Genomic DNA, 24609 nt, shown 5'->3' with positions numbered 1-24609 from the left:
AAACCGATGACCTATTGCGTCGCCATGCGCCTGGAACAAGGGCTGGTGTTCGCCGCGGACTCGCGGACCAACGCCGGCGTGGATCAGATCGCCACGTTTCGCAAACTGCACACCTTCCCGGTGTCCGGGGAGCGTCTGGTGGTTCTGCTCAGCGCCGGCAACCTGGCCACCACTCAGAGCGTGGTCAGCCTGTTGCGCATGCGTCTGGACAGCGACCGGCCCAATCTCAACGGCGTCGGCTCGCTGTACGATGTGGCGGCCATTGTCGGTGCCACCAGCCGTGAAGTGCGTCAGCGCGACGCCGGCCAGACGCAGGGGTCGGTGGATTTCGGCAGCAGCTTCATCGTCGGGGGGCAGATTCGTGGTGAAGCGCCGCGGCTGTTTCTGGTTTACCCGGAAGGTAATTTCATCGAATGCACGGCGGACACGCCGTACTTTCAGATCGGCGAGACCAAGTACGGCAAGCCGATTATCGATCGGGTGGTGGAATACCGCACCTCCCTGGACGATGGCATCAAGTGCGCCTTGCTGAGTATCGATTCCACCCTTCGTTCCAATCTGTCCGTGGGCTTGCCTCTGGATGTTCTCAAGTATCCCCGCGACAGCTTTGACGACCATCTTCATTATGATGTGGATGAGCATCACCAGGGTTTCCGGGCGCTGGGCGAGGCCTGGTCCCAGGCATTGCGCGGTGCCTTTCAGGCGATGCCGGACATGCAATGGTAGGGGCGGTTTTCCCTTACCTTTTCGTGGCAAGGCGACTCCCGCGACGGCGCAGCCGCATACCGAAACGCTCCTTCAGCACCAGCGTCGTCACCATCAGGCTGGGCAGGAAAGTCAGCGTGACCACCGTGGAAAACGCGATACCGAACATCACAATGGCGCCCAGACCGCGATAGAGTTCGGTGCCTGCTCCGGGGATCAACACCAGCGGCGCGATGCCGAAGATGGTGGTCAGGCTGGACATCAGGATCGCCCGCAGGCGTGTGTGCACCGCATCGTCGACCGCCACGGTGATCGACTCGGCGCCTTCCTCCAGGCGCTTGTAGGCTTCCTGCACGATCAGGATCGGGTTGTTGACGACGGCGCCAAGCAGTACCAGGAAGCCCAGTAGCGTGATCATGTCGAACGGCTGGTGAATGCCGAAGGCGGCGCCGACGCTGTTGAGTATCGCCAGCCCGACGATCCCGCCCGCGAGGCCCAGGGGAATCGTGGCCATGACCAACAGCGGCCGGCCCCAGTGGCGAAAGATGGCCACCAACATCAGGTAGCACAGCAGCACGGCGATGATGAAATTGCCCGAGACCGCTTCGCGGGTGGCCTGCAACTGGTCGCTGGCACCGGTGATGCCGACCGAGACGCCGTGGGGAATCTCGCCGGCGACGCGCATGGCCTCGATCAGTTCGGTGCGCACGCGTTCGACACCGGTTTCCAGCGCCACCGAACGCGGCGGCACGATGTTCAGCGTGACCGTGCGGCGGCCATCCAGTCGGCGAATGCTGTCCGTGTCGACGGAATCGTGCAGATCGGCCAGCGCCGAAAGCGGCAGTACCGCACCGTCCGGTGTGGCGATGGGCAGATCGCGCAGGCGGTCCGCCCGCTGCTCGCTGCCGGCGCTGCTGAACAGGTAGATATCGACCCGGCGGTCGTCCAGGATCATCTCGTCGGCGAAGGCGCCATCGCTCAGCGCCGCCACCGAGTAGCCAAAGCGCTCCGCGTCCAGGCCGACCTCAGCCAGGCGTTCCCAGCGCGGCCGCACCTCCAGCAGCGACTGGTCCAGACTGAGCGAGCCGGGCTCGGAACCGATCTGCGCGCCGTCGAACAGCACCCCCGCGCGGGCGTACGCGAGGCCGGCGACCTGATAGATCCGAGCAAGATCGGAACCGGAGATGTTCACGTTGATGCTGCGCGTTCCGCCGTCGTTACTGGAGATGATGGAACCGCGCGAGGCGAACGCGCGCATACCCGGCCAGGCGGTGAAGCGCGCCTCCAGTGCCCCCATCAAGGCTTCCACGTCGGCCGGGTCCTTGGGATCGGTGATCACGTTGATGCCTTGGGCGTCGACGAATAGGGCGAAGAACCGCAGTGCGGGCATGTCCGTCTCGTCACTGTGGAAGCGTGCCGGTTGGTCTTCAAGACGTTGCCGCAGCTCCGGGATCAGCTCCCGCGCAATGCCCTCCATCTCCGTCAGGTTGTAGCCCGGCGGCGCGATCATGCGTGAGAAGATTCGCGCCTCTTCGCCCTCCGGCAGGTATTCCGCTGGTGGTGTCAGCCACACCACGGCCAATACCGACGCGCACAGTGTTCCGACCAGAATCGCCCCGCGGCGCTGCGGACTGCCATGGGCCCTGGCGATCCAGCGACCGATTCGGTCAAGGGCACCGTCGCTGGCGGAGTCGCCGGGCGCCAACGCCGGCAGCAGCCGCGCGGCCATGGTCGGCAGCACCGTCACCGCGACCGCCATCGATGCCAGGATGGAGGTGGAAATGGCAATCGCGATATCCGAGTAGAGTTGCCCGGCTTCCTCCTGGATGAACAGCGTGGGGGCAAACACCAGGACAGAGGTCAGGGTGCTTGCGATCACCGCCGTCCAGACCCGGCGCACCCCGGCCACGGCGGCGTCGAAGGGCTTCAGGCCACGTCGTCGCGCCTGGTCGATGCTTTCCAGTACCACGATGGTGTTGTCCAGTGTCATACCGATGGCAAACGCCACGCCGGCCAATGAGATGACATTCAGCGTGCGCCCCGCCAGCAGCAGACCGATGAAGGCCGCGATGGTACAGATCGGGACGGCGACCACCCCCACCAAGGTGCTGCGCGCCGAGCGCAGAAAGGCGTACATCACCAGGGTCGCCAGCAGCGTGCCGAGCAGAAGATTACGCCAGACGTTGGCGACCGAATCCTCGACGTAGCGTGCGTCCTCGTTGACCAAGGTCATTTCCAGACCCAGCGGCGCCAGGGTTTCGGCGCTGATCGCCTCGACCTCCGGCAGCACGGCGTACTTGGTCTGGATGACATTCGAACCGGTCTCGCGGCGCACCGCCAGGATCAGCGAAGGCTGGCCGTTGTAGAAAGCCCGGGAGCGTAGTTCGTGGTGGCTGAGCTGGATCTCGGCGAGGTCGGACAGCCGCACCAGGGCGCCGTGCCGCTCGGCGACGATCAAGTCGCCCATGTCGGTGGGTGCGCTGAAGCGGCCGAGCGTACGCACCATCACGCTGCGTTTACCGCTGTCCAGATCGCCCGCCGAGCGGTCGACGTTGCGTGCCTGCAGCGCATTGCGTACATCGGTCATGTCCAGCCCGCGTTCGGCCAGACGGTGCGGATCGACCTCCACACGGACCTGCCGTTCCTCCGCGCCCCTGATCTCCACCAGCGACACACCGGCAACGCGCTCCAGGCGTGGCCGCACCTCATCTTCCAGAAAGTTGCGTATCATCGCCAGATCGGGCTGAATCCGGCTGTCCGCCCGCGGCCCGATGCGGAAATACATGAAGGGTTCGTCCGAGGACGAAATCGTCGTCAGGGCGGGGGCATCGACGTTCTCGGGGTAGCCGGACACCTGGCTGAGCGCGTTGTTGGTACGGATCAACGCCTCATTGATGTCGACTCCGAAGGGAAATTCCAGCTCGATGGTTGCCTGTCCGATACTGGCGGTGGAAACCATGCGTCGCAGATTGGGCAGTGTCCGCAGATACTGCTCCTGCTCGATCAGGATCTCCTGCTCCACGTCCCGTGGAGACGCCCCGGGCCAGCGCGTCTCCACGCTGATGGTGCGCACCTCCAGATCGGGAATCATCTGCACCGGCACGCGCAGCGCGGCGCTGCCCCCCAGCACGCACAGGATCAGGACGGCGACGGCGATCAGAGTGCTGTGCTGGAGAACACGATCAAATCCCATGCATCAGCGCTCCACCAGGTCCACGGGCTGGCCGTCGGTCAGGGCCTCGTTGCCGCGAATCACGACCCGGGTGCCTTGTGCTATGTCGTCACCAGCAACGGCGACCCTGCCATCCTGGTCATGGAGAATCCGCACCGTGCGCCTGCGCGCCACCGGCTGGTCACCGTCGTCTTCGACGACGTACACACTGAGGCTGCCATCGGGGTGACGCAGCAAGGCGTCACGACTGATCGTCACGATGCCGGTGCCCGCTTGCGCGAGCGAAATCTCGGCACGGGCCGAGGTCCCGGGTAGCAGATGGCCTTCAGCATCGTCCACCAGCAAACGCAGCAGGAAGGTTCTGGTGCCGGCATCAGTGACGGGAACCCGCGCATCAACGCTGGCCGGCAACGGCGTGCCGCCAAGTGCATCGGCGAAAACGCGGACCCGCGCATCGTTGTCGATCTGCCAGAAGCGCTCCTGTGGCACGCGCAGATCCAGACGCACGCGGTCCGTCGCTATCAGTGACAGTACCGGTGTGCCGCGCTGTACCCATTCGCCGGTCTCGGTAAGCTTTTCGGCCACCACGCCTGAGAATGGGGCGGGCAGAGTGTGCCGCGCGACGATTTCTTCTTGCTCGCGCGTACTGGCCCGGGCGGATTCCGCCGCCGCCCGCGCAAGGTCCAGAGCGGCAGTGCGCGCCCCGAGTTCCGTGGCGGCAATGGCCCGGTGCTCGACCAGCCGCTGTGCTTCGGTGACCAGGCGCTCTGCCTCGCGCACGGCGGCGTCCGCCTCGGCGGCTTCGGCTTGGGCGCGCAGTAAGGTTTGGCGGGCGATGGCGGGATCAAGTTCGAGCAATACCTGCCCGGGTTCAACCTGATCGCCGGCATCGACATGCACCCGCGAGACGAGCCCATCGACACGTGCCGACAGCCATGCCTGACGTTCAGCGGTCAGGGTCCCGGACATGGAGAACCGCTCCGCGAACGCAGCGGATTTTGCCGACGCTACCATGACACGCGCCACCGCGACGGACGCCTCACTGACCTCCGGGGGCGGACCATCATCGCAGGCGGAAAGCAGCAGGAAGGTGAGTACTGAAGCCCAGCGTTGGGCAATTACGGGCATCTTCATAGTCGAGTCGTCATAGGCCGCTAGGCAGATGAGGACCATAGAGCCTTCCGACCATCCGATCTATGCGGTAAAGTCCGGTGTTCCTTTGTAATCGTCCAGGGAAAGGCATGGACCCGCTTTCAGACGTACTCTCGCTGCTGAAACCCCGCAGCTACGTGTCCGCCGGTTTTGATGCCGGAGGCGACTGGTCGATCCAGTTCCCGGATCAGCACAAGCTGATCAAGTGCTATGCGGTGGTGTCCGGTGGATGCTGGCTGGCGGTCGATAGTGTTCCCGACGCCGTGCATCTGAAGGAGGGAGACTGCTTCGTGCTGCCAAGCGGACGCCCCTTCCGTCTTGCCAGCGATATGGCACTGTCGCCGGAACCTTCCAGCCACTATTTACCGCCCCCACGCCCCGGCGCCGTCGTGAGGATCAACGGCGGAGGCGACGTCTTTCTCGTCGGCAGCCGGTTTGGCGTCAACGGCGGGCACGCCGATATGCTGATGAGCATGCTGCCGCCCATCGTGCACATTCACAATGAGACGGAACAGGCGGCGCTGCGCTGGTCGGTGGAAAGGATGATGCAGGAACTGCACGACCCCGAGCCCGGTGGGTTTCTGATCGCCCAGCACCTCGCCCATATGATGCTGGTGCAGGCACTCAGGCTGCACGTGAGAAAAGGAGCAGCGGGCAGCACGGGATGGCTTTTCGGCGTGGCGGACAAACAGTTGGGTCCGGCCATCGGTGCGGTGCATGCCGATCCGGCCTATCGCTGGACGCTGCAGGCATTGGCCGAGCGTGCCCACATGTCGCGTTCGTCATTCGCCCAGAAATTCAGGGAGACGATGGGCACCTCGCCGATGGAGTATGTGACGCGCTGGCGCATGCTGCTGGCGGGAGACAGGCTGGAGAACTCCAAGGATCCGGTTTCCGTTATCTCCCTGTCGCTGGGTTATCAATCCGAAAGCGCGTTCAGCACGGCGTTCAAGCGGGTCATGGGGGCCTCGCCACGACGGTATGGCCGGCGACCGCCAGCCGCGCCGAATGGCCGCGCCGGAAAACCGGCGGCAAGGTGATCGCGTCATCACCCTCGAACCCGTTCCGCCAGCGCCAGGGCGGCGGTCAGCCCCGGTGACTCGATGCCCAGCAATGCGATCAGGCCCGGCAGGCCGTGGTCGTGTTCGTCGAGCAGGCAGAAATCCGTATGGGCTTCGCCATGCAGGTGCAGTTTGGGGCGGATACCGGTGTAGTCCGGCAGCAGTGAGCCGGGAGCAAGGCCCGGCCAATAGGCGCGCACGGCGTCCTCGAAAGCGGGCTCACGTTGGAGATTGACGCGGTAATCCACCTGGTTGATCCATTCCACGTCCGGCCCGAAGCGCGCCTGGCCCGCCAGGTCCACGGTCAGATGCACACCGAGGCCATGGCGCTCCGGCAGCGGGTAGATCAAACGCCGGGTAGGGCTGGCGCCACGCAGGCGGAAATAGTTACCCCGCGCCAGTCCCTGTTGTGGAGCCAGATCCGCTGGCAGCCCGTGCAGACGTTGCAGCAACGGCACGCTGCCCAGGCCGGCGGCGATCACCAGTTGCTCGCAGTGCAACTGAAAGTCGCCATCCGGGCCGGTCACCTGTAACTCGAAGCCGTGCCGGTCTCCGCTCAGGGCGATCACACTGTGCCGCAAGCACAGTAAGGCGCCGGCTTCTTCGGCGTCGGCGGCCAGAGCGGCCATCAGGCCGTGACTGTCGACGATGCCGGTGTGTTCGCTGGCCAGCGCCAGATCCGCCGCCAGCCAGGGCTCCTCACGTTGCAGAGCTGGGCGCCCCAGCCAGTGCAAGCCTTCGGCACCGGCGGCAATGGCGTTGTCGTACAAAGTCTGCAGTTGCCGGGCCTGCTCCCCGCCCCTTGCCACCACCCATTTGCCACAACGGCGATGGGCTACCTGACGGTGTCGGCAGTACTCGTAGAGCAGGGCATTGCCACGCAGGCAGGACATGGCCTTGAGGGAGCCCGGCGGGTAATAAAGGCCGGCATGGATCACTTCGCTGTTGCGCGAGGACAGGTGCTCGCCAAAGTGCGTCTCCGCTTCCAGCAATACCGGTGCGCGGCCGGCCAGAGCCAGTTCCCGGGCAATGGCCAGGCCCACCACGCCGCCGCCGATGATCACCGTTCCCAGGGATTCCATGCTCCTCACCCGGTGACGCGGCGGATGGTCAGCACATGGGCGATGCGCTCGCCATCCCAGATGTATTCGTAGTGGGTGCTGGGAATCACCGATTCCACCAGATGCGGGGAAAACAGGGCAAAACACAGCGCTCCCGGGTCGCGTACCGAGCTGTAGGCGAGGCCATGCTCGTCGGCTTCAAACAAGCATTGGCCGAGGCGGCGGGCACCGCTGTAATCCTCGGGGTGATACCACTGATCGTCGTCGCGCAATGGGTTGTGAATGTCGCGCAGAGCGGCGGAAAAACGCACCCGCAGGCCGCGCATCACCACCCGGTCGTACTTCAACCCAATGACGTGCTGGAAGTAGTGTTGCTGGTGGTAGCGGGTTTCGGCGATGGCGGTGGCCATGCGTTCGGCGCAGTAGAGCACACCGAAGTCGCCGTCGGAGAAGCGCGAGCCGGCGGGGTTGACGTGGACAAAGGGCGCCAGCGCGTAGCTGCAGCCGGGAATGCCCCAGGGGCGGCGTTCCGGCGGTACCCGGTTCAGTTCTCCGATCTGGGTTTGCAGCCTGGGGTTGGTCAGTGCCTGTACCGCGAAAAGGGCGCCGAAATCGCGCTCGTCGGCGACATCGTCGAACAGGTCGATGGGCGGATACTTGCCATTGACCAGACGGTACGCCTCCTGATGCTCGAAGGCGCGCAGCGGCAGTTCGCGATAATCCGCTTCGTTCACCACTGGCCCCCACGCAGGCTGTCCAGATGGCGGAATACTTCGTAGAGGCTGGCGACCCGCCCGGTGCTCATGGCCTCCATGGGGCTGAGGCCGTTGAAATAGGGATTGTGGTTGGGCATGCGCACGAAGCCATAGACGTTCTCCCGGTTGCCGAACAGGGTACGTAACGCCTGATGAATATTGAGCAGATAGCTCAAACGCTCCAGCAAATCATTGGAAATGCGGGCGCTTTCCGGGCGACCCTGGTACTTATGCAGGGTGGAGCGGCCGACTCCGAGCAGGGCGGTCTTCTCCTTCTCCGTGCATTGCCACAAATCGAGCAGCTTGAGCACCGCGCGCAGGGCGGCGTGGCGAGCCTGGTCGTCCAGGGCGGGCAGATTCGGGGTGTCGTGGGCCGGTTGCATGGGGCACCTCCTGACGTTTTGTCCATGATAGGACATTTAATGTTATTTTGTCTACAAATGGATAAAAGGGTAAGACTCTGTATAATCCGTAGAACCCCTGGCGGGCTTGCCGGTCAAGGAAGGCAGGACATCATGGAGGAAAGGAAAGAATGCGATCTCTGGCCGTATTGGCGTTGCTGGCGAGCTCACCGTTGTGGGCAAGGGATGCTCATTACGAGGGGCAGTATGTGGATGCGCACCTGCATTACGTGGATTTCATGCAGGAAAGCGAAGGTATGGACGCCATGTTCAACGCCATGGACAAGGCCAGGGTGGAGCAGGCCTGGGTCTTTGGGCTGCCGGTGGTGAAAAAATGGGAGCAAAGCGCGCCGCGCCGGCCCCGTTACTTTCTTGGCGACGAAGCGCCGTTGTATTACTACAGCGCCACCGACGATCTGTTGGCCCGGGCCATCGCGGCGTTGCCGCAAGAGCACCGGCAGCGGCTGGTGCCCTTTATCAGCGGTATCAATCCCACCGACCTCAATGCCGCCCGGCACGTGGAGGCGCTGATCGAGCGCTATCCGGGCCTGTGGCGCGGCATCGGTGAAGTAATCACCCGCCATGATGATCTCACCGCCCTGACCGAAGGGGAAACGCCACGGGCCAATCACCCGGCGCTGATGAAGGTATACCGGGTGGCCGCACGCCACGGTTTGCCAGTGCTGCTGCACAGCAATCTGACTTCGCTACGCGAGAAAACGCCGATCTATCTTGAGGAGCTGGAAGACGCGCTCAAGGAAAACCCGAAGACCCGCTTTATTCTTGCCCACGCCGGCACCAGTGGCGGGGTGGAAGCGCGGCAGGCGCCTTTGGAAACGCTGCCGGCTATTATCCGCGCGCTGCTGGAACGCTACGACAACCTCTACGTGGATCTGTCCTGGAGTGTGCGGGAGCACTATCTGCTGGATGACGACAAGCCGCGCGAGGTGTGGCTGACGCTGATCAACGACCACCCCGACCGCTTCACCCTGGGCACCGATCTGGTCGGGCATTTCGACAGCATGAAGAAAATCCTCAACAGCTACCGGCCGCTGCTGAATGCCCTGCCGGAAGAGGTGGCGCGACGGTTGGCCAGCGACAACGCCAAGGCGCTGGTGCCGGAAAAGGGCGCGGCGGCGCAGTAGCTACGACGCCGCTGTGGGAAACGGCCAGACGCCTGACCTGTCACTATTCCCTGATCAATCCCGCCGCAACCGCCGCAGCAGACTGGACGTATCCCAACGGCCGCCGCCCATGGCCTGAATGTCCTTATAAAATTCGTTGATCTGCGCGGTCACCGGCAGGGGGGTACCGGTGCGGTTGGCCTCGGCCAGGCAGATCATCAGATCCTTGCGCATCCAGTCCACGGCGAAGCCATGCTCGTACTCATCGGCGATCATGGTCTGGTGGCGGTTCAGCAATTGCCAGGAACTGCCGGCACCGGCACCGATCACCTGCATGGCTTTTTCCGCGTCCAGCCCGGCATCCCGGGCAAAGGCAATGGCCTCGGCCACGCCCTGGATCGCCGCGCCCACGCAAATCTGGTTGGCCATTTTAGTGAGCTGGCCGCTGCCCGCCGGTCCCATCAGCACCACGCTTTTGCCATAGTGATCCAGCACCGGGGCGACACGCTCGAACGCCGCATCCTCGCCGCCGCACATCACCGAAAGCTGGCCGTTCTCGGCGCCTTGCTGGCCACCGGAAACCGGTGCGTCGATAAAATGCGCCCCCTGTTCACGGCAGGCGTCGTCCAGAGTTCGGGCCATGGTGGCGCTGGCGGTGGTGTGATCCACCAGCACCGCGCCGGCGGCCAGGGTACTCACCGCGCCGTCCTCGCCAAGGGTGACCTGATGCAGATCCTGATCATTGCCCACGCACAGGAACACCGCATCGGCGTCCTCGGCGGCCAGTGCCGGAGTGGCGGCATGGCGGCCGCCGTATTCCTTCACCCAGGCTTCGGCTTTGGCGCCGGTGCGGTTGTAGACCGTCACTTCCAGACCGGCACGGGCCAAGTGACCGGCCATGGGGTAGCCCATAACGCCAAGGCCGATAAATGCGACTCGGGAAATCATTGGGACTCCTCAAGGTTGTAGATGGCGAAGCTGTTGGCGGTGAGGCTGCCCAGCAACAAACGCTGGTCGACCTGCTCCACACTGGTGATAGGGGAAAACGCATCGTCACCGAGATACTGCAGGTTATGGGTGACGTTGCCGTCGGTATCCAGACCTAACACAAAGGCGTGATGGGCCGGTTGCGGCTGCATGAACTCGGGCAGACGAAAGACCACCTTGCGCAACAATGGCTTGTCGGCCATGGCATCCAGAGCGGCGTTGCGCGGTGCGAACAGGGCCACCCAGAAAGTATCGGTGCCATTACCGGAGATGCCGTCGGGAATGCCCGGCAGATTATCGATGAACACTTCATTTTCACCGGCGCGTTCGCCGCTGAGCCAATAACGCTGCACCCGGTAGCTGCCGGTTTCCACCACCAGCACATAGGACTCGTCCGGGGCCAGGGCCACGCCGTTGGCGAATTGCAGACCGTCCAGCAGGACCGTGGTGGTGTTGTTTCGCGGATCGTATTGGAGCAGCCGGCCGTGGCCGCCGTGTTCGATGATGTCGTCCCGGGCTTTCATCGCCGGACCGAACTTGCTGGAAGCATCGGTGAAGTAGATGACGCCGTCGCTGGCCACATCCACGTCATCGGTGAATTTGAAGGGCACGCCGCCGGCCTCCGCCACCAGTGCTGTGACCGCGCCGGACTGCGGATTGATACGTAACAATCCTTTGTAGCCATCGGCCACCACCAGAGTGCCGTCCGGGGCGAAATCCAGACCCAGTGGCCGACCGCCGGTATCCGCGATCAGGTCGGCGTCACTGCCGTCACCACGGAAGCGTACGATGCGTCCGTCTTCATAGCCAACATAGAGACGCCCCTCGTTATCCACCGCCACATCTTCCGGGCCATGGCCTTCGCCTTCGGCCAAACGGTGTGCCCGGCTGAGCCGGTCGTTCACGGCGTAGGGACCTTCCAGAGCCGGTGCTTTGGGAACGTCCCAGGCCACCGGCTCCACCGGTACCGGCCAGAACAACAGGTAACTGGCCAGCACCAGAAGGATCAGGATCAAAAGGGTTTTTTTCATTTGTCGTCCTTAAAAACAGGCTTTTGAAACCTCGAATGCGGGGCATAATCCGTCCCGTCGGACATGATAGGCTATCATGCCAGTGGATGGTGGCGATGACCTTCCCTCGGGGATCGCGCAAAGGACAGCGGAACGGGACGCCGGCGCCGGGATAATAGTGGATAAGGACAGCAATATGAGCAACGTAAATCCGGAACAGGGCGGTTTGCAGGTGGCGGTGCCCGACGCGCTGGCGGCGGAACTGAATTCGGCCATGCCGGTGGCGGACGATGAAAGTCAGGCGCTGGCACAACGGGCTGATCAACTGGTGGAACAGTTACTGAGCGCGTCCGCCAGCGGTGACCCGGCCCCGGCGCGCGGCGCCGTGGAAAACATGGGGCGGGACGTTCAGGCGCGCGCCGCCCGTCAAAGCCGGTTGTTGGAGGAGCCGGTGCACCGGCTCGCCAGCCGCGCCGAGGACGGCGGGCCCGTGGCCAACGCCCTGGTCGATCTGAAAGTCCAGGTGGAGTCATTGGACCCGGCGCGGGTGGATCTGTCCCCGGGCTGGTTTTCCCGGCTGGCCGGCTATCTGCCCTTCGTCGGCACGCCCCTGAAACGCTATTTTTCCCGCTATGAATCCGCGTCCACGGTGATCGCCGCCATTGTCGAGTCGCTGGAGCAAGGGCGTGAGCAGTTGCGCCGGGACAACATCACCCTGCAGGCGGATCAGAAAGACATGCGTGAGAACGGTCGGCAGTTGAGCCGGGCCGTTGCCCTCGGCGAGCAGATCGATGCGCGTTTGTCCCGTGCCCTGGAGCGTGAAATCGACCCCCAGGACCCGCGGCACCGGTTCGTCCAGGAGGAGTTGCTGTTTCCATTACGTCAGCGAATGCAGGATATGCAGCAACAGTTGGCGGTGAATCAGCAGGGCGTACTCACCACCGAAGTGATCGTCCGCAATAACCGCGAGCTGATCCGCGGCGTGGACCGTGCCACCCAGGTTACCGTCAATGCGCTGCGGATCGCGGTGACCCTGGCCATGGCCCTGGCCAATCAGCGCATCGTGCTGGACAAGATCGACGCGGTGAACAAAACCACCGATACACTGATCGCCGGTACCGCCCAGCGGCTGCGTCAGCAGGGCGCGGAGATCCATACCCGCGCGGCGTCCACGCAGCTGGATATGGATGTCCTGCGACAGGCGTTCGTTGATATCAATGCTTCCCTGGAAGACATCGCCCGGTTCCGCCGTGAAGCCCTGCCGGGCATGGCCGATTCGATTCAGAAAATGGCGGCGTTGACCCGCAAAGGGGATGACGCGCTGGCACAGTTGGAGCAAGCCGAGGCGTCCCGTTCGGCCCTCGCCATCGACCTCAATCCGTGATTCGCGGGAGGCAGTTATATTGCGTGCCATGACGCGGGGTCTGATCGCTTATTTCCGGGATTGTCTGGCGGAGGACGGCGGTGATCGTCTGATTACCGACCTGTTCGCCCAATCCGAGCGCGGCCATGTTTTCTTTCGTGCCGATGGGGAACAGGCTCCAGGGACCTGCCGGTGGCTGATACCCGAGCAAGAGGCGCAACGACTGCGCCACGAGCAGAGTGCCCAGCGTCAGGAGCGGCGTCTCATGGCGGGGCTGTTCGTGGTGAGCGTGGCGGTGGACGGAGAGGGCTCGCGGCGTGGTTACGTGCGTGCCCCCTTACTGATCGCCGAAGCAATGGTGAGCGACGAGCAAAGTGACACTGCCGCCATCGAAGTGGACGGCCTTCGTTATAACAGTGCCGTGTTGGACGCCTTGGCGGAATCGACGCCATGGGTTGCCGAGTTGGACCCGGAACAGGTGAACGCGGACACTCTGGCGCGTGTTCTGGCGTCGATGGACAACCGAGAATACGCCGATAATGCCCGAGGCTTTCCGCGCCCGCGCAGCGGCGCCCGTCCACGCTATACCCCGGCGGGCGTGGTCTGGTTGTCGGCCCGCTCGCCTTTGCAGCGCAGTGTGCTGTTCGAGCTGGAGCGACTGGCCGGGGGGGAGGTTCCTTTGTCGCCGCCTTTGCGGCAGGTGCTGGGAGAGCCGGTGCCGGCACCGGAACAGGTGCGGGCGGCCGAGCCGGACACCCTGCCGGCCAGTCTCACCCATGCCCAGCAACAGACCCTGCAAAACGCCGCCTCGCAAACGCTCAGCGTGATCAACGGCCCGCCCGGTACCGGCAAGACCTATACGCTGTCCTGCCTCACCGTGGATCGGGTCATGCGTGGCGAATCGGTGCTCATCGTATGCAGTAACGAACATGCCGCCGATGTGGTGCGCGGCAAACTGGATGGTCTGTTCGGCGAGGCCGGGGATCTGATTCTGCGTGCCGGTCGCGGTGACCATCGCAAGCACTTGCTGGAACGGCTGGATTACTGGCTGTCCGGGGAAATGGCGCTGGCGCCGGAGCCGCAACGGCCGGCTCTGTTAAAACGGATGGACTCGGCGACCCGGGCCTACCGGGAGCTGGAACGGCGATTCCGCCGGGATTTGCGCCGGGCGGAACGGGCCGGCGCGCGCACCGGTGGGCTTTGGGCTCAACTGCGGCGTTGGTGGGCGAGCCGGCGCTTACTGGCGCAACCGACGCTGGCGCAACAATGGCAGCAGTTACAGGCGTCGGTGGAGGCGCACCAGGAGCTGGCCCGGCATACCCTGGAAGCCGGTGCCAACGACAATCTGGCGACGCTGTTGCGTCAGCGTCGCAATCAACTGAGCACCTTGTCGCGGGCGCTGCGTTCCCGTAGCGGAGCGTTGCGCCAGGACCGCTTCGATAAACTGGACTGGTCGCTGCTGACCAGCACTTTCCCGGTGTGGGTGGTGTCCGCTCACGCTCTGAGCCGAAGCCTGCCGGTCAATGAAACGGTATTTGATCTGGTGGTGATGGACGAGGCCACCCAATGCAATCTGCCATTGGCGCTGCCGGCGCTGCAACGGGCACGCCGGGCGGTGGTGGTGGGGGACCCGAAACAGCTGCGCCATTTCTCCTTTCTCGCCCGTGACCGTCAGCAGGCATTGTCGATTCAGCACGCTGTCACCGAGGCGCCGCTGGACCTGGATTACCGTGACCGCTCACTGTTGGATTACGCCCTGGACGCGGTGGCCAGCCAGGAGGCGGTGGCGTTCCTCGATGAGCACTTCCGCAGCCATCCGGCGCTGATCCGCTTCAGCAATGCGGAGTTCTATTCAAACCGGCTCAAGGTGCTGACCCGCCTGGATGATCGTGAGTCGGATCAGCCGTTGCGGCTGGAGAGCTGTCCGGTGACGCTGAAGGACACCGTGAATCTGGCCGAAGTGGACCTGGTGATGGCGCGGTTGCAGGGGTTGGTCGAGGCGTGCCGGGATTTGCCGGACGACCGTTGCCCGCGGATCGGCGTGGTGGCGATGTCTCGGGCGCTGGCCACGGTGCTGGAAAACCGGCTGCTGGACCGCTTCGAGCTGGCCACGCTGGGGCGCCACAATCTTCGTGTTGGCACGCCTTACGCCTTCCAGGGGGAAGAGCGGGATTTCATGCTGGTCGCCACCGGCGTTTATCCGGGACGGTCGGCGGCGGCCTGGCGCTACCTGGAACGGCCCGATGTGTTCAATGTGGCGGTGACCCGGGTGCGCCACCGGCAATGGCTGTTCGTCGGCGAGGGGGCTCTGGATGAGCGGCCACAGGGATTGCTGGCCCGCTATGTGGCCACGGTGGCACAGCAAAATGACATTGCCATCAGCGCCTCGCCAGCGGTGGAAGCATTGCGGCGGGAACTGGTCGGGGTGCTGGAAGGGTGGGGGGCTCGTTGCGAGCTGGATTACGTGTTCGCCGGCCAATCCCTGGATCTGCTGGTGCGCCATGCCGGCGGCGCCCTGGCCATCGATGTGATCGGTGTGGGGGAGGCAGGCGAGGCGTGGCAGTGGCAGCGCTATCGACTGTTGGAACGGGCCGGGCTGGCATTGTTTCCGGTCAGTGCCCTGGACTGGAGTCATCGCCGGGACGTGGTGTTGGAACAGTTACAGGGGCGTTTGGCGCTCTGCGATGCCGAGCCGGTGAGTGCTCGTCCTTATCATTCCCTTCGCTGGCGGCTGCAAGTGTTGGAGGCGCCCCGCTTGCAGCAGTTGCTGGGTGAATTGGAGCAAGTGCATGGCCAGGTGCTGCACTGGCTGGATCAGCGCTTCCTGCCCACCGAACTGACCTACCAGCGTTACCATGACGGTGTGGAGCAATTGCAGCGCGCGGCGCTGGCCGAACTGGAAGGCGCCTGCGTGCTGCTGGAAGGGATTCGTGAGTTGGACGAGGACATCGACGCCGATATCGATGCGCGTCTGGCCGCCTGCCGCGCCGCGGTGGAGGCATTGAGCCGGTTGGGGAAAGAGCTGGCGTTGCTGCGACAGGAGGATTCCGGTCTGCAAGGGGCGCTGGATGATGTGCTGAAACTGGCGGACAGGGTGTCGTTGTACCAGCGTTAATAACGTCACTCGCTCCAGCAACAAAAACGCCGGCCCGAGGGCCGGCGTTTTTGATTGACACCGAGGTGTCTGGAGGTGCCTTACTTGCGCTCGTTGACCGGCACGAAGGAGCGCTCGGTCTCGCCGGTGTAGAGCTGGCGGGGACGACCGATCTTGTAGGGATTGGAGATCATTTCGTTCCAGTGCGCGATCCAGCCCACGGTACGGGACAGCGCAAAGATCACGGTGAACATGCTGGTCGGAATGCCAATCGCCTTGAGGATGATCCCGGAGTAGAAGTCCACGTTCGGGAACAGCTTCTTCTCTTTGAAGTACGGGTCGTTGAGGGCGATCTCCTCGAGCTTCATGGCCAGCTCGAGTTGCGGATCGTTGACGCCCAGTTCGGCCAGCACTTCGTGGCAGGATTCGCGCATCACGGTGGCACGCGGGTCGTAGTTCTTGTACACCCGGTGGCCGAAGCCCATCAGCTTGAACGGATCGTTCTTGTCCTTCGCCTTGGCGATGAACGTCTCGATCTGGGAAACGTCGCCGATTTCCTCCAGCATCTTCAGCACCGCTTCGTTGGCACCGCCGTGAGCCGGACCCCACAGGGCGGAAATGCCGGCGGCGATACAGGCGAACGGGTTGGCGCCGGAAGAACCGGCCAGACGCACGGTGGAAGTGGACGCGTTCTGCTCATGATCGGCGTGGAGGATGAAGATGCGATCCATGGCGCGGGCCAGGGTCGGGCTGATCTCGCTGTCCTCGCAGGGGTTGCCGAACATCATGTGCAGGAAGTTTTCCGCATAACCCAGATCGTTGCGCGGGTACATCAGCGGCTGACCGAGACCGTACTTGTAGCACATGGCCGCGATGGTCGGCATCTTGGCGATAAGACGGAACGCGGTGACGTCACGATGGGTGGAGTCATTGATGTCCAGCGAGTCGTGATAGAACGCGGACAGGGCACCCACCACGCCGCACATGATCGCCATCGGATGGGCGTCACGGCGGAAGCCATTGAAGAAGTTGCGAATCTGCTCGTGCACCATGGTGTGGTTCTTCACGGTGCTGACGAATTCCGCTTTCTGCTCGGCGCTCGGCAGCTCGCCGTTGAGCAGCAGGTAGCACACTTCAAGGTAGTCGGACTTGGAAGCCAGTTCCTCGATGGAGTAGCCGCGGTGCAGCAGCTGGCCTTTCTCGCCGTCGATGTAAGTGATCTTGGATTCGCAGGACGCGGTGGACGTAAAGCCCGGGTCGAAGGTAAAGATGCCATTGGCGGTGAGGGAGGACACATCAATGACGTCCTGGCCCAGGGTCGGCGTATGGATCGGCAGTTCCAGATCCTCCCGGCCCTCTACCTTGAGAATGGCTTTCTTCTCGGTCATGGGAATTTCTCCTCGGTGTATAGAGGGAGCAGCAGCGGAACCTGTGGACAGCGTCCGGACGGCGATGCCGAGCAGCGGCTGTTCAAAGGTCCCCCAAGGTCCTCCAGAGCGCGGGGGACGTTAAAGTTTTGGCCTGTCTTTGTCAACGAAGAAGGGGCCATGAGAAAAGGTGTCTTTTGCAGGGTAAACAGCTTGTTACGGCGCGCAATACCGTCATTTGCCCTGGAATGGCAAGGTGGTTGATGTAAAAGTGCCTATATAAAACAAAGCGTTAGCCTGTTTTCCGCCAGTTGGCGTTTGTTTTGCCGTCGGCGCGGCGATATACTGCCGCCCGCAAGGGAGCCTCTGACCGAGTCCCTTGCGGCACAGCAAGGTGGTGGCGTGATGCCGAGCAGTATAAGCGCAATGACAGGCGCCGCCCCTTGATTCGGGAGTTGTCAGGGAATACACAACCGACCACGCCGCCATCCTAACCCGTGGATGACAGCGGTGGTGTCGTTAGTGCATTCCGGCGACCGCCGACCGCAACGGACTTGGTCATGGATTCCCGGAATACGGGCTTCACCCCGGCCCTGGTATCACCGGATTCGCCGCCAGTCTTCATGTTGAGACGACATCGGTGATGCCAAGTTCCCGACAACCGCTCCGGCCTGCCCGGAGCCCGGCAAAAGTGTAGGCTACCGTGAACGACAAAAGACCCGTCAATCTCGATCTATCGACGATCAAGTTCCCGGTCACCGCCATTGCGTCCATCACTCACCGGATTACCGGCGTCGCCATTTTCGTGGCGTTGCCGATATTGCTGTGGATGCTGGATCGTTCCGTGGCGTCCCCGGAGAGCTTTGCGGACCTGAAACAGCTCCTTGATTCCCCCCTGGCCAAACTGGTCGTGTGGGCCATCCTCACTCCGATCCTGTATCACCTGGTGGCCGGTATCCGGCATCTGTTCATGGACGCCGGGATAGGTGAGACCCTGGAAGGCGGACGGCGTGGCGCCAAGTCGGTGTTCATCATCACCGCCGTTCTCGTTGTACTGACAGGAGCTTGGATATGGTAACCCGGGTAACCAGCGTCACCAGTCTGGGCCGTAACGGCCTGTACGACTGGCTGATTCAGCGCGTCAGCGCCGTTGTTATCGGCGTGTACTTCATCGGCATGTTGGGCTATCTGATCGCCCAGCCGAATCTCGACTATGGCACCTGGAAGGCCTTCATCGGCTCCGTGCCAATGCAAATCGCCACCACCTTGCTGGTACTTTCCGTGGCCGCCCACACCTGGGTCGGTCTGTGGGGTGTGACCACCGACTATCTCACCGGCATGACCCTGGGCAAATCCGCCACCTGTGTACGCCTTGTCGTGCAGATGGTGATTGCTCTGCTACTGATGGTCTACGTCCTTTGGGGCCTGGTAACGATTTGGGGAGGCGCTTGATCCATGTCCATTCGCACCATTACCTTTGATGCCATCGTGGTAGGTGGCGGCGGCGCCGGCATGCGCGCGTCCCTGCAAATGGCGCAGTCCGGTTTCAAGACCGCGCTGATTTCCAAAGTCTTTCCCACCCGTTCCCATACGGTGTCCGCCCAGGGCGGTATCACCTGTGCCATTGCCTCCGCCGATCCCAATGACGACTGGCGCTGGCATATGTATGACACGGTCAAGGGCTCCGATTACATCGGTGACCAGGACGCCATCGAATATATGTGCTCGGTCGGCCCGGAAGCGGTGTTCGAACTCGACCACATGGGGCTGCCGTTCTCCCGTACCGAGGAAGGCCGGATCTATCAGCGCCCGTTCGGCGGTCAGTCGAAAAACTTTGGCGAGGGCGGTCAGGCCGCCCGGACCTGTGCCGCCGCCGACCGCACCGGTCACGCGCTGCTGCACACCCTGTATCAGCAGAACCTGAAGAACGGCACCCAGGTGTACAGTGAGTGGTACGCCGCCGAGCTGGTGAAGGATGGTCAGGGCAATGTCTGTGGCGTTATCGCCATCTGCATCGAAACCGGCGAAACGGTATTCTTCAAAGCCAAGGCGACGGTCTTCGCCACCGGCGGTTCCGGCCGTATTTACGCCTCCACCACCAACGCCCTGATCAACACCGGTGACGGTGTCGGCATGGCCCTGCGTGCCGGTCTGCCGGTGCAGGACATCGAGATGTGGCAGTTCCACCCCACCGGTATCGCCGGCGCCGGGGTGCTGGTGACCGAAGGTTGCCGGGGTGAGGGCGGTTACCTCATCAACAAGGACGGCGAGCGCTTCATGGAGCGCTATGCGCCCAACGCCAAGGACCTGGCGTCCCGGGACGTTGTCGCCCGTTCCATGATGATGGAAATCCTGGACGGCCGTGGCGCCGGTCCGGATGGTGACCACGTTTTCCTCAAGCTCGATCATCTGGGCGAGGAAGTGCTGCACAGCCGCCTGCCGGGTATCTGTGAGCTGGCCATCACCTTCGCCCACACCGATCCGGTGAAGGAGCCGATTCCGGTGGTGCCCACCTGTCACTACATGATGGGCGGTATCCCCACCAATGTGCATGGTCAGGCGATCAAACTGAGCGCCGGCCACGAAGGCCAGGAGCAGTTCGTCAACGGCCTGTTCGCGGTGGGCGAGGTGGCCTGTGTGTCCGTGCACGGTGCCAACCGTCTCGGCGGCAACTCGCTGCTCGACCTGGTGGTGTTCGGTCGCGCCGCCGGCCTCTTCATTGAAGATGCCTTGCGCCAGGGCATGACCCAGTACGAGCCGAGCAACGACGATATCGACCAGGCCCTGAGCCGGGTGCGTCGCTGGGACGACTCCCAGGGTGGCGAATCCGTGGCCAGTTTGCGCAAGGAACTGCAAAGCACCATGCAGAATCACTTCGGTGTATTCCGCAAGGGTGATCTCATGCATGAAGGCGTCTCCAAACTGGCCGATCTGCGTGAGCGTGTCGCCAAGGCTCATCTGGAGGACAAGAGTCAGTCCTTCAATACCGCTCGGGTCGAAGCGCTGGAGCTGGACAACCTGCTGGAAGTGGCCGAAGCCACCGCCATCGCTGCCGAAGGCCGCAAGGAAAGCCGTGGGGCTCACGCCCGTTACGACTTCCCGGACCGTGACGATGAGAACTGGCTGTGCCATTCCATCTACGATCCGCTCACCAAGCAATTGGGTAAGCGTGCGGTGAATTTCGAGCCGAAGACCGTGGATACCTTCCAGCCCAAGGCGCGGACCTACTAACGGAGAGCTGCAATGAAAGTCAGTATCTATCGCTACAACCCGGATACCGACCGCGAACCGACCATGAAAGAGTACGACGTGGACACCCAGGGCAAGGACCTGATGGTGCTCGACGTGCTCAACCTGGTGAAGGAGATGGACCCGTCCCTGGGGTTCCGTCGCTCCTGTCGCGAAGGCGTGTGCGGCTCCGACGGTATGAACATCAACGGCAAGAACGGTCTGGCCTGTATCACTTCGCTGTCTTCCGTGGCGCCTGGCGTTAAAGAAGGTAAAAAAGCGTTGGTGCTGCGGCCGCTGCCGGGACTGCCGGTGGTGCGCGATCTGGTGGTGGACATGACCATGTTCTACAACCAGTACGAGAAGGTGCAGCCGTACCTGCAGAACAGCACGCCGGCACCGGCCATCGAGCGCCTGCAGTCCCCCGAGGACCGCGCCAAGCTTGACGGTCTGTACGAGTGCATTCTGTGTGCCTGCTGCTCCACCAGCTGCCCCAGCTTCTGGTGGAACCCGGACAAGTTCCTGGGGCCGGCGGCGCTGTTGCAGGGCTATCGCTTCCTGGCGGACAGCCGTGACACCGCCACCGAAGAGCGCCTGTCCCGGCTGGACGACCCGTTCAGCCTGTTCCGGTGCCACGGCATCATGAACTGCGTCAGCGTGTGCCCGAAAGGGCTCAACCCGACCCGGGCCATCGGCCATATCCGTTCCATGCTGTTGGAACGGGGCATCTGACCCGGACCAGAAAAGGCGGCCACGGCCGCCTTTTTTGTGGGTGTGGTGTCCGGCGATTTTGTGGCCACCGTCCATGGCGGCCACCCTGGCGGGCCATCGCTGGCGCGATGTCAAAAATCGTTCCAGACGATTTTTTGTATCTGAATGCGACCCCCGGGGGCCAATCCGGTGTGCTTCGGATAAGCTTGAAATCGCCGCGACAGCCCCGATAAACAGACTCGACCTTGGTGGCATTGAAGTTCTTCCCCAAAAGGTCGATAAGTCGGACAGCGTTGGGGGCTGAACAGGCCGGTTGGCAGGGTACGGGCCGCCGGGCCGCCCCAAACCGGCTCTAACAAAAGCCTCACAAACGTACTACACTATCGGCCGGTTCCGGAAACCCCGGAATCGGTGTACGCAGCAGGGTGGAGTGGCGCTTAAAAGGCAGCCGCTCCGGACACATTGAAAGCTCGGGAACAGGGTCATCCTCCCTGTGGTCACAGCACCATCTCATGCCACAGGCGTGACAGGCTCCCGGCTAAGGAACGAGCGACGATGCAAGACAGTTCCATGCAGCGCCAATGGCAGTCCTCCCATCTTGGGGGCGCCAACATGGCCTATGTCGATGAACTGTACGAATCCTATCTGACAGATCCCAACTCCGTGCCGGAAGACTGGCGCGCTTACTTTGAAAAACTCCCCAGCGTTAACGGTGCCGTTGAGTCCGATGTTCCCCACGGACCGGTGCGTGAGTACTTTTTGCTGGAAGCCAAGAACCGCTCCCGGGTCCAGAAGATGGGCGCCGGCGCGGTCAGCAGCGAGCACGAACGCCGCCAGGTGCGGGTTCTGCACCTGATCGCCGCTTACCGTAACCGCGGGCATCAGGTCGCCAGGCTGGATCCGCTGGGGTTGATGGAACGGGAACAGGTGGCGGATCTGGAACTGGCCCATCATGGCTTGAGCCAGGCCGACCTGGAAACCGTATTCCAGACCGGCAACCTGTTCATCGGTAAGCCGGAAGCCAAACTCCGTGAAATCGTTGACTGCCTGAAGGAAGCCTATTGCTCCTCGGTCGGTGCCGAATACATGCACATCGTCAACACCTCGGAGAAGCGCTGGATTCAGCAGCGGCTGGAGAGCGTGCGCAGCCATCCGCACTACAATGCCGAGATCAAGCAGCACATCCTGGAACGGCTGACCGCCGCCGAAGGGCTGGAGAAATACCTGGGCAGTCGCTACCCGGGTACCAAGCGTTTCGGCCTGGAAGGCGGTGAATCCCTGATTCCGCTGGTGGATGAGATGATCCAGCGGGTCGGCAGCTACGGCGCCAAGGAAATGGTGCTCGGCATGGCCCACCGGGGCCGGCTGAATGTGCTGGTGAACACCCTGGGCAAGAGCCCGCGGGATCTGTTCGGCGAATTCGAAGGCAAGAGCTTCAATGAGCAGGGCTCCGGTGACGTGAAATATCACCAGGGCTTCTCCTCCAACGTGCAGACCTCCGGCGGTGAAGTGCACCTGGCCATGGCCTTCAACCCCTCTCACCTGGAAATTGTCTCTCCGGTGGTGGAAGGGTCGGTGCGTGCCCGCCAGGACCGCCGCCAGGATCACGGCGGTGACCAGGTGGTGCCGATCCTGGTTCACGGTGACGCCGCCTTCGCTGGTCAGGGCGTGGTCATGGAAACCTTCCAGATGTCCCAGACCCGCGGTTTCAAAACCGGCGGCACCCTGCACGTGATCATCAATAACCAGGTGGGTTTCACCACCAGCCGTCAGGACGACGCCCGCTCCACCGAGTACTGCACCGATGTGGCGAAGATGGTCCAGGCACCGATCTTCCACGTCAACGCGGACGATCCGGAAGCGGTGTACTTCGTTACCCAACTGGCGGTGGATTACCGCATGCAGTTCAAGAAGGACGTGGTGATCGACCTGATCTGTTACCGTCGTCTGGGTCACAACGAGGCGGACGAGCCGTCCTCCACCCAGCCGTTGATGTACAAGAAGATCAAGTCGCACCCGACCACCCGCACCCTCTACGCCGAGGCCCTGATCAACCAGCAGGTGATCAGCGAGCAGGACGCGCAGAAGATGGTGGACGATTACCGCGACGCGCTGGACGAAGGCAACCATGTGGTCAAGGCCCTGGTGCGTGAGCCCAACAAGGCGCTGTTCGTGGACTGGTCTCCCTATATCGGCCATGAAGTGGAAGACGATTGGGATACCGGCTACCCGCTGAAAAAATTGCAGGACCTGGCCAGCCGTCTGGAAACCCTGCCGGAAGGTCTGGTGCTGCAGCGTCAGGTCAAGAAGATCGTGGAAGACCGCCGCAAAATGACCGCCGGTGCCCAGCCGTTGAACTGGGGCTACGGGGAAACCCTGGCCTACGCCACGCTGCTGGATCAGGGCTTCGCGGTGCGTCTTACCGGTCAGGACTGTGGCCGCGGCACCTTCTCCCACCGCCACGCGGTGCTGCACAACCAGAAGAACGGCGAACAGTACGTTCCTCTGCAGCACCTCTATGAAGATCAGCCCGAGTTCGATATCTACGACTCCCTGCTGTCCGAGGAAGCGGTGCTGGGCTTCGAATACGGCTACGCCACCACCACGCCGAAGTCACTGGTGTTGTGGGAAGCGCAGTTTGGCGATTTCGCCAACGGCGCCCAGGTGGTGATCGATCAGTTCATCTCTTCCGGCGAGGCCAAGTGGGGGCGGCTGTGCAGTTTGACGCTGCTGTTGCCGCACGGCTACGAAGGGCAGGGACCGGAACACTCCTCCGCCCGCCTGGAACGCTTCCTGCAGCTCAGCGCCGAGCACAACATGCAGGTTTGCGTACCGTCGACCCCGGCACAAATCTTCCACCTGCTGCGTCGCCAGGCGGTACGGCCGCTGCGCAAACCGCTGGTGGTGATGAGTCCGAAGAGTTTGCTGCGGCATAAACGGGCGATCTCGTCCCTGGAGGATCTCTCCGAGGGGCGTTTCCACACGGTGCTTGAGGATACCGCGGAGCTTGATAGCAAAGCGGTGAAGCGCGTGGTCATGTGTTCCGGCAAGGTCTACTACGACCTGCTGGAAAAACGTGAGTCCGACGACATCAAGGACACCGCTCTGGTCCGCATCGAGCAGCTCTATCCGTTCCCGGAGCAGCGGCTGCGCGAGATTCTGGACAGTTATCCGAATCTCGAGCATGTGGTCTGGTGTCAGGAGGAGCCGATGAACCAGGGCGCCTGGTACTGCTCCCAACACCACATGTTCCGGGTGGCCCGCGCGGTCAATCCGAAACTGTACGTGCAATACGCGGGCCGTGACATGGCGGCGGCTCCAGCGGCGGGTTCGATGTCCCTGCACGTGGAACAGCAGCAGCGTCTGGTCGAAGACGCCTTCAACATCAAGTAGACAGCCTAACGAACTGGTTTAAGGA

18 protein-coding genes are annotated in these 24609 nt (G+C 62.9%); 10 read left to right on the top strand and 8 right to left on the bottom strand.

All coding sequences use genetic code 11. From position 1 onward, the window contains the following. Positions 1 to 6 precede the first annotated feature (6 nt). Positions 7 to 726 carry a proteasome-type protease gene (locus tag B5T_RS13345; RefSeq protein WP_014995036.1) on the top strand — a complete coding sequence of 240 codons (720 nt, stop codon included), beginning with the start codon at positions 7 to 9 and terminating at the stop codon, positions 724 to 726. A gap of 13 nt (positions 727 to 739) precedes the next feature. Here B5T_RS13345 and B5T_RS13340 read toward each other — a convergent pair whose 3' ends face one another. After that, entirely contained in the window at positions 740 to 3898 is a 3159-nt protein-coding gene (locus B5T_RS13340) for an efflux RND transporter permease subunit (protein ID WP_014995035.1), read from the bottom strand. Positions 3899 to 3901: 3 nt separating this feature from the next. After that, entirely contained in the window at positions 3902 to 5011 is a 1110-nt protein-coding gene (locus tag B5T_RS13335; protein ID WP_229682977.1) for an efflux RND transporter periplasmic adaptor subunit, read from the bottom strand. Between the two features lie 107 nt (positions 5012 to 5118). Between B5T_RS13335 and B5T_RS13330 the strand changes: the two genes are divergently transcribed. Beyond that, entirely contained in the window at positions 5119 to 6069 is a 951-nt protein-coding gene (locus B5T_RS13330) for an AraC family transcriptional regulator (protein WP_014995033.1), read from the top strand. 8 nt (positions 6070 to 6077) lie between these two features. Here B5T_RS13330 and B5T_RS13325 read toward each other — a convergent pair whose 3' ends face one another. Genes B5T_RS13325 through B5T_RS13315 form a run of 3 tightly spaced genes read right to left on the bottom strand, consistent with a single transcriptional unit; the run spans position 6078 to position 8289 of the window. After that, on the bottom strand, positions 6078 to 7172 hold the full coding sequence (locus tag B5T_RS13325) for an NAD(P)/FAD-dependent oxidoreductase (RefSeq protein ID WP_014995032.1): 1095 nt from the start codon (positions 7170 to 7172) through the stop codon (positions 6078 to 6080). A gap of 5 nt (positions 7173 to 7177) precedes the next feature. Next, positions 7178 to 7885 (bottom strand): RES family NAD+ phosphorylase, encoded by a 708-nt coding sequence (locus B5T_RS13320; protein ID WP_014995031.1) that lies wholly within the window; start codon positions 7883 to 7885, stop codon positions 7178 to 7180. Further along, entirely contained in the window at positions 7882 to 8289 is a 408-nt protein-coding gene (locus tag B5T_RS13315; protein WP_014995030.1) for an MbcA/ParS/Xre antitoxin family protein, read from the bottom strand. Before B5T_RS13315 ends, B5T_RS13320 begins: the two co-directional genes overlap by 4 nt. A gap of 149 nt (positions 8290 to 8438) precedes the next feature. On the opposite strand from B5T_RS13315, the gene B5T_RS13310 reads away from it, so the two are divergent. Further along, entirely contained in the window at positions 8439 to 9452 is a 1014-nt protein-coding gene (locus B5T_RS13310) for an amidohydrolase family protein (protein WP_014995029.1), read from the top strand. Positions 9453 to 9506: 54 nt separating this feature from the next. Here B5T_RS13310 and B5T_RS13305 read toward each other — a convergent pair whose 3' ends face one another. Further along, the gene (locus B5T_RS13305) at positions 9507 to 10379 is read right to left on the bottom strand and encodes an NAD(P)-dependent oxidoreductase (protein WP_014995028.1); all 873 of its coding nucleotides are present in this window, start codon (positions 10377 to 10379) and stop codon (positions 9507 to 9509) included. Then, entirely contained in the window at positions 10376 to 11449 is a 1074-nt protein-coding gene (locus B5T_RS13300; RefSeq protein WP_014995027.1) for an SMP-30/gluconolactonase/LRE family protein, read from the bottom strand. The genes B5T_RS13305 and B5T_RS13300 overlap by 4 nt, the downstream gene beginning before the upstream one ends. Before the next feature lie 175 nt (positions 11450 to 11624). Here B5T_RS13300 and B5T_RS13295 point away from each other — a divergent pair, with 175 nt between their 5' ends. Both B5T_RS13295 and B5T_RS13290 read left to right on the top strand, forming a co-directional pair. Beyond that, complete coding sequence (locus tag B5T_RS13295) at positions 11625 to 12812, top strand: toxic anion resistance protein (protein WP_041717027.1); 1188 nt, start codon at positions 11625 to 11627, stop codon at positions 12810 to 12812. A gap of 28 nt (positions 12813 to 12840) precedes the next feature. Beyond that, a complete protein-coding gene (locus B5T_RS13290) occupies positions 12841 to 15906 on the top strand; it encodes an AAA domain-containing protein (protein ID WP_041717026.1) in 3066 nt (1021 codons plus the stop codon). Between the two features lie 80 nt (positions 15907 to 15986). On the opposite strand, the gene gltA is transcribed toward B5T_RS13290, so the two are convergent. Then, complete coding sequence (gene gltA / locus B5T_RS13285) at positions 15987 to 17273, bottom strand: citrate synthase (RefSeq protein WP_014995024.1); 1287 nt, start codon at positions 17271 to 17273, stop codon at positions 15987 to 15989. Between the two features lie 682 nt (positions 17274 to 17955). Between gltA and sdhC the strand changes: the two genes are divergently transcribed. From sdhC to B5T_RS13260, 5 genes are all read left to right on the top strand, one after another. Then, positions 17956 to 18330 (top strand): succinate dehydrogenase, cytochrome b556 subunit, encoded by a 375-nt coding sequence (gene sdhC, locus B5T_RS13280; RefSeq protein WP_014995023.1) that lies wholly within the window; start codon positions 17956 to 17958, stop codon positions 18328 to 18330. Continuing rightward, positions 18324 to 18704, top strand: a complete 381-nt coding sequence (gene sdhD, locus B5T_RS13275; RefSeq protein WP_014995022.1) for a succinate dehydrogenase, hydrophobic membrane anchor protein — start codon at positions 18324 to 18326, stop codon at positions 18702 to 18704. Before sdhC ends, sdhD begins: the two co-directional genes overlap by 7 nt. Before the next feature lie 3 nt (positions 18705 to 18707). Further along, the gene (sdhA, locus tag B5T_RS13270; RefSeq protein ID WP_014995021.1) at positions 18708 to 20483 is read left to right on the top strand and encodes a succinate dehydrogenase flavoprotein subunit; all 1776 of its coding nucleotides are present in this window, start codon (positions 18708 to 18710) and stop codon (positions 20481 to 20483) included. Between the two features lie 12 nt (positions 20484 to 20495). Further along, on the top strand, positions 20496 to 21212 hold the full coding sequence (locus B5T_RS13265; RefSeq protein WP_014995020.1) for a succinate dehydrogenase iron-sulfur subunit: 717 nt from the start codon (positions 20496 to 20498) through the stop codon (positions 21210 to 21212). A 534-nt stretch (positions 21213 to 21746) separates the two neighbouring features. Further along, complete coding sequence (locus tag B5T_RS13260) at positions 21747 to 24584, top strand: 2-oxoglutarate dehydrogenase E1 component (protein ID WP_014995019.1); 2838 nt, start codon at positions 21747 to 21749, stop codon at positions 24582 to 24584. The last annotated feature ends 25 nt before the right edge of the window (positions 24585 to 24609 follow it).

Source organism: Alloalcanivorax dieselolei B5 (assembly GCF_000300005.1).
Lineage (GTDB): Bacteria > Pseudomonadota > Gammaproteobacteria > Pseudomonadales > Alcanivoracaceae > Alloalcanivorax > Alloalcanivorax dieselolei.
Note: the sequence above shows the minus strand (reverse complement) of the source record. Positions and strands in the feature narration are given on the sequence as shown.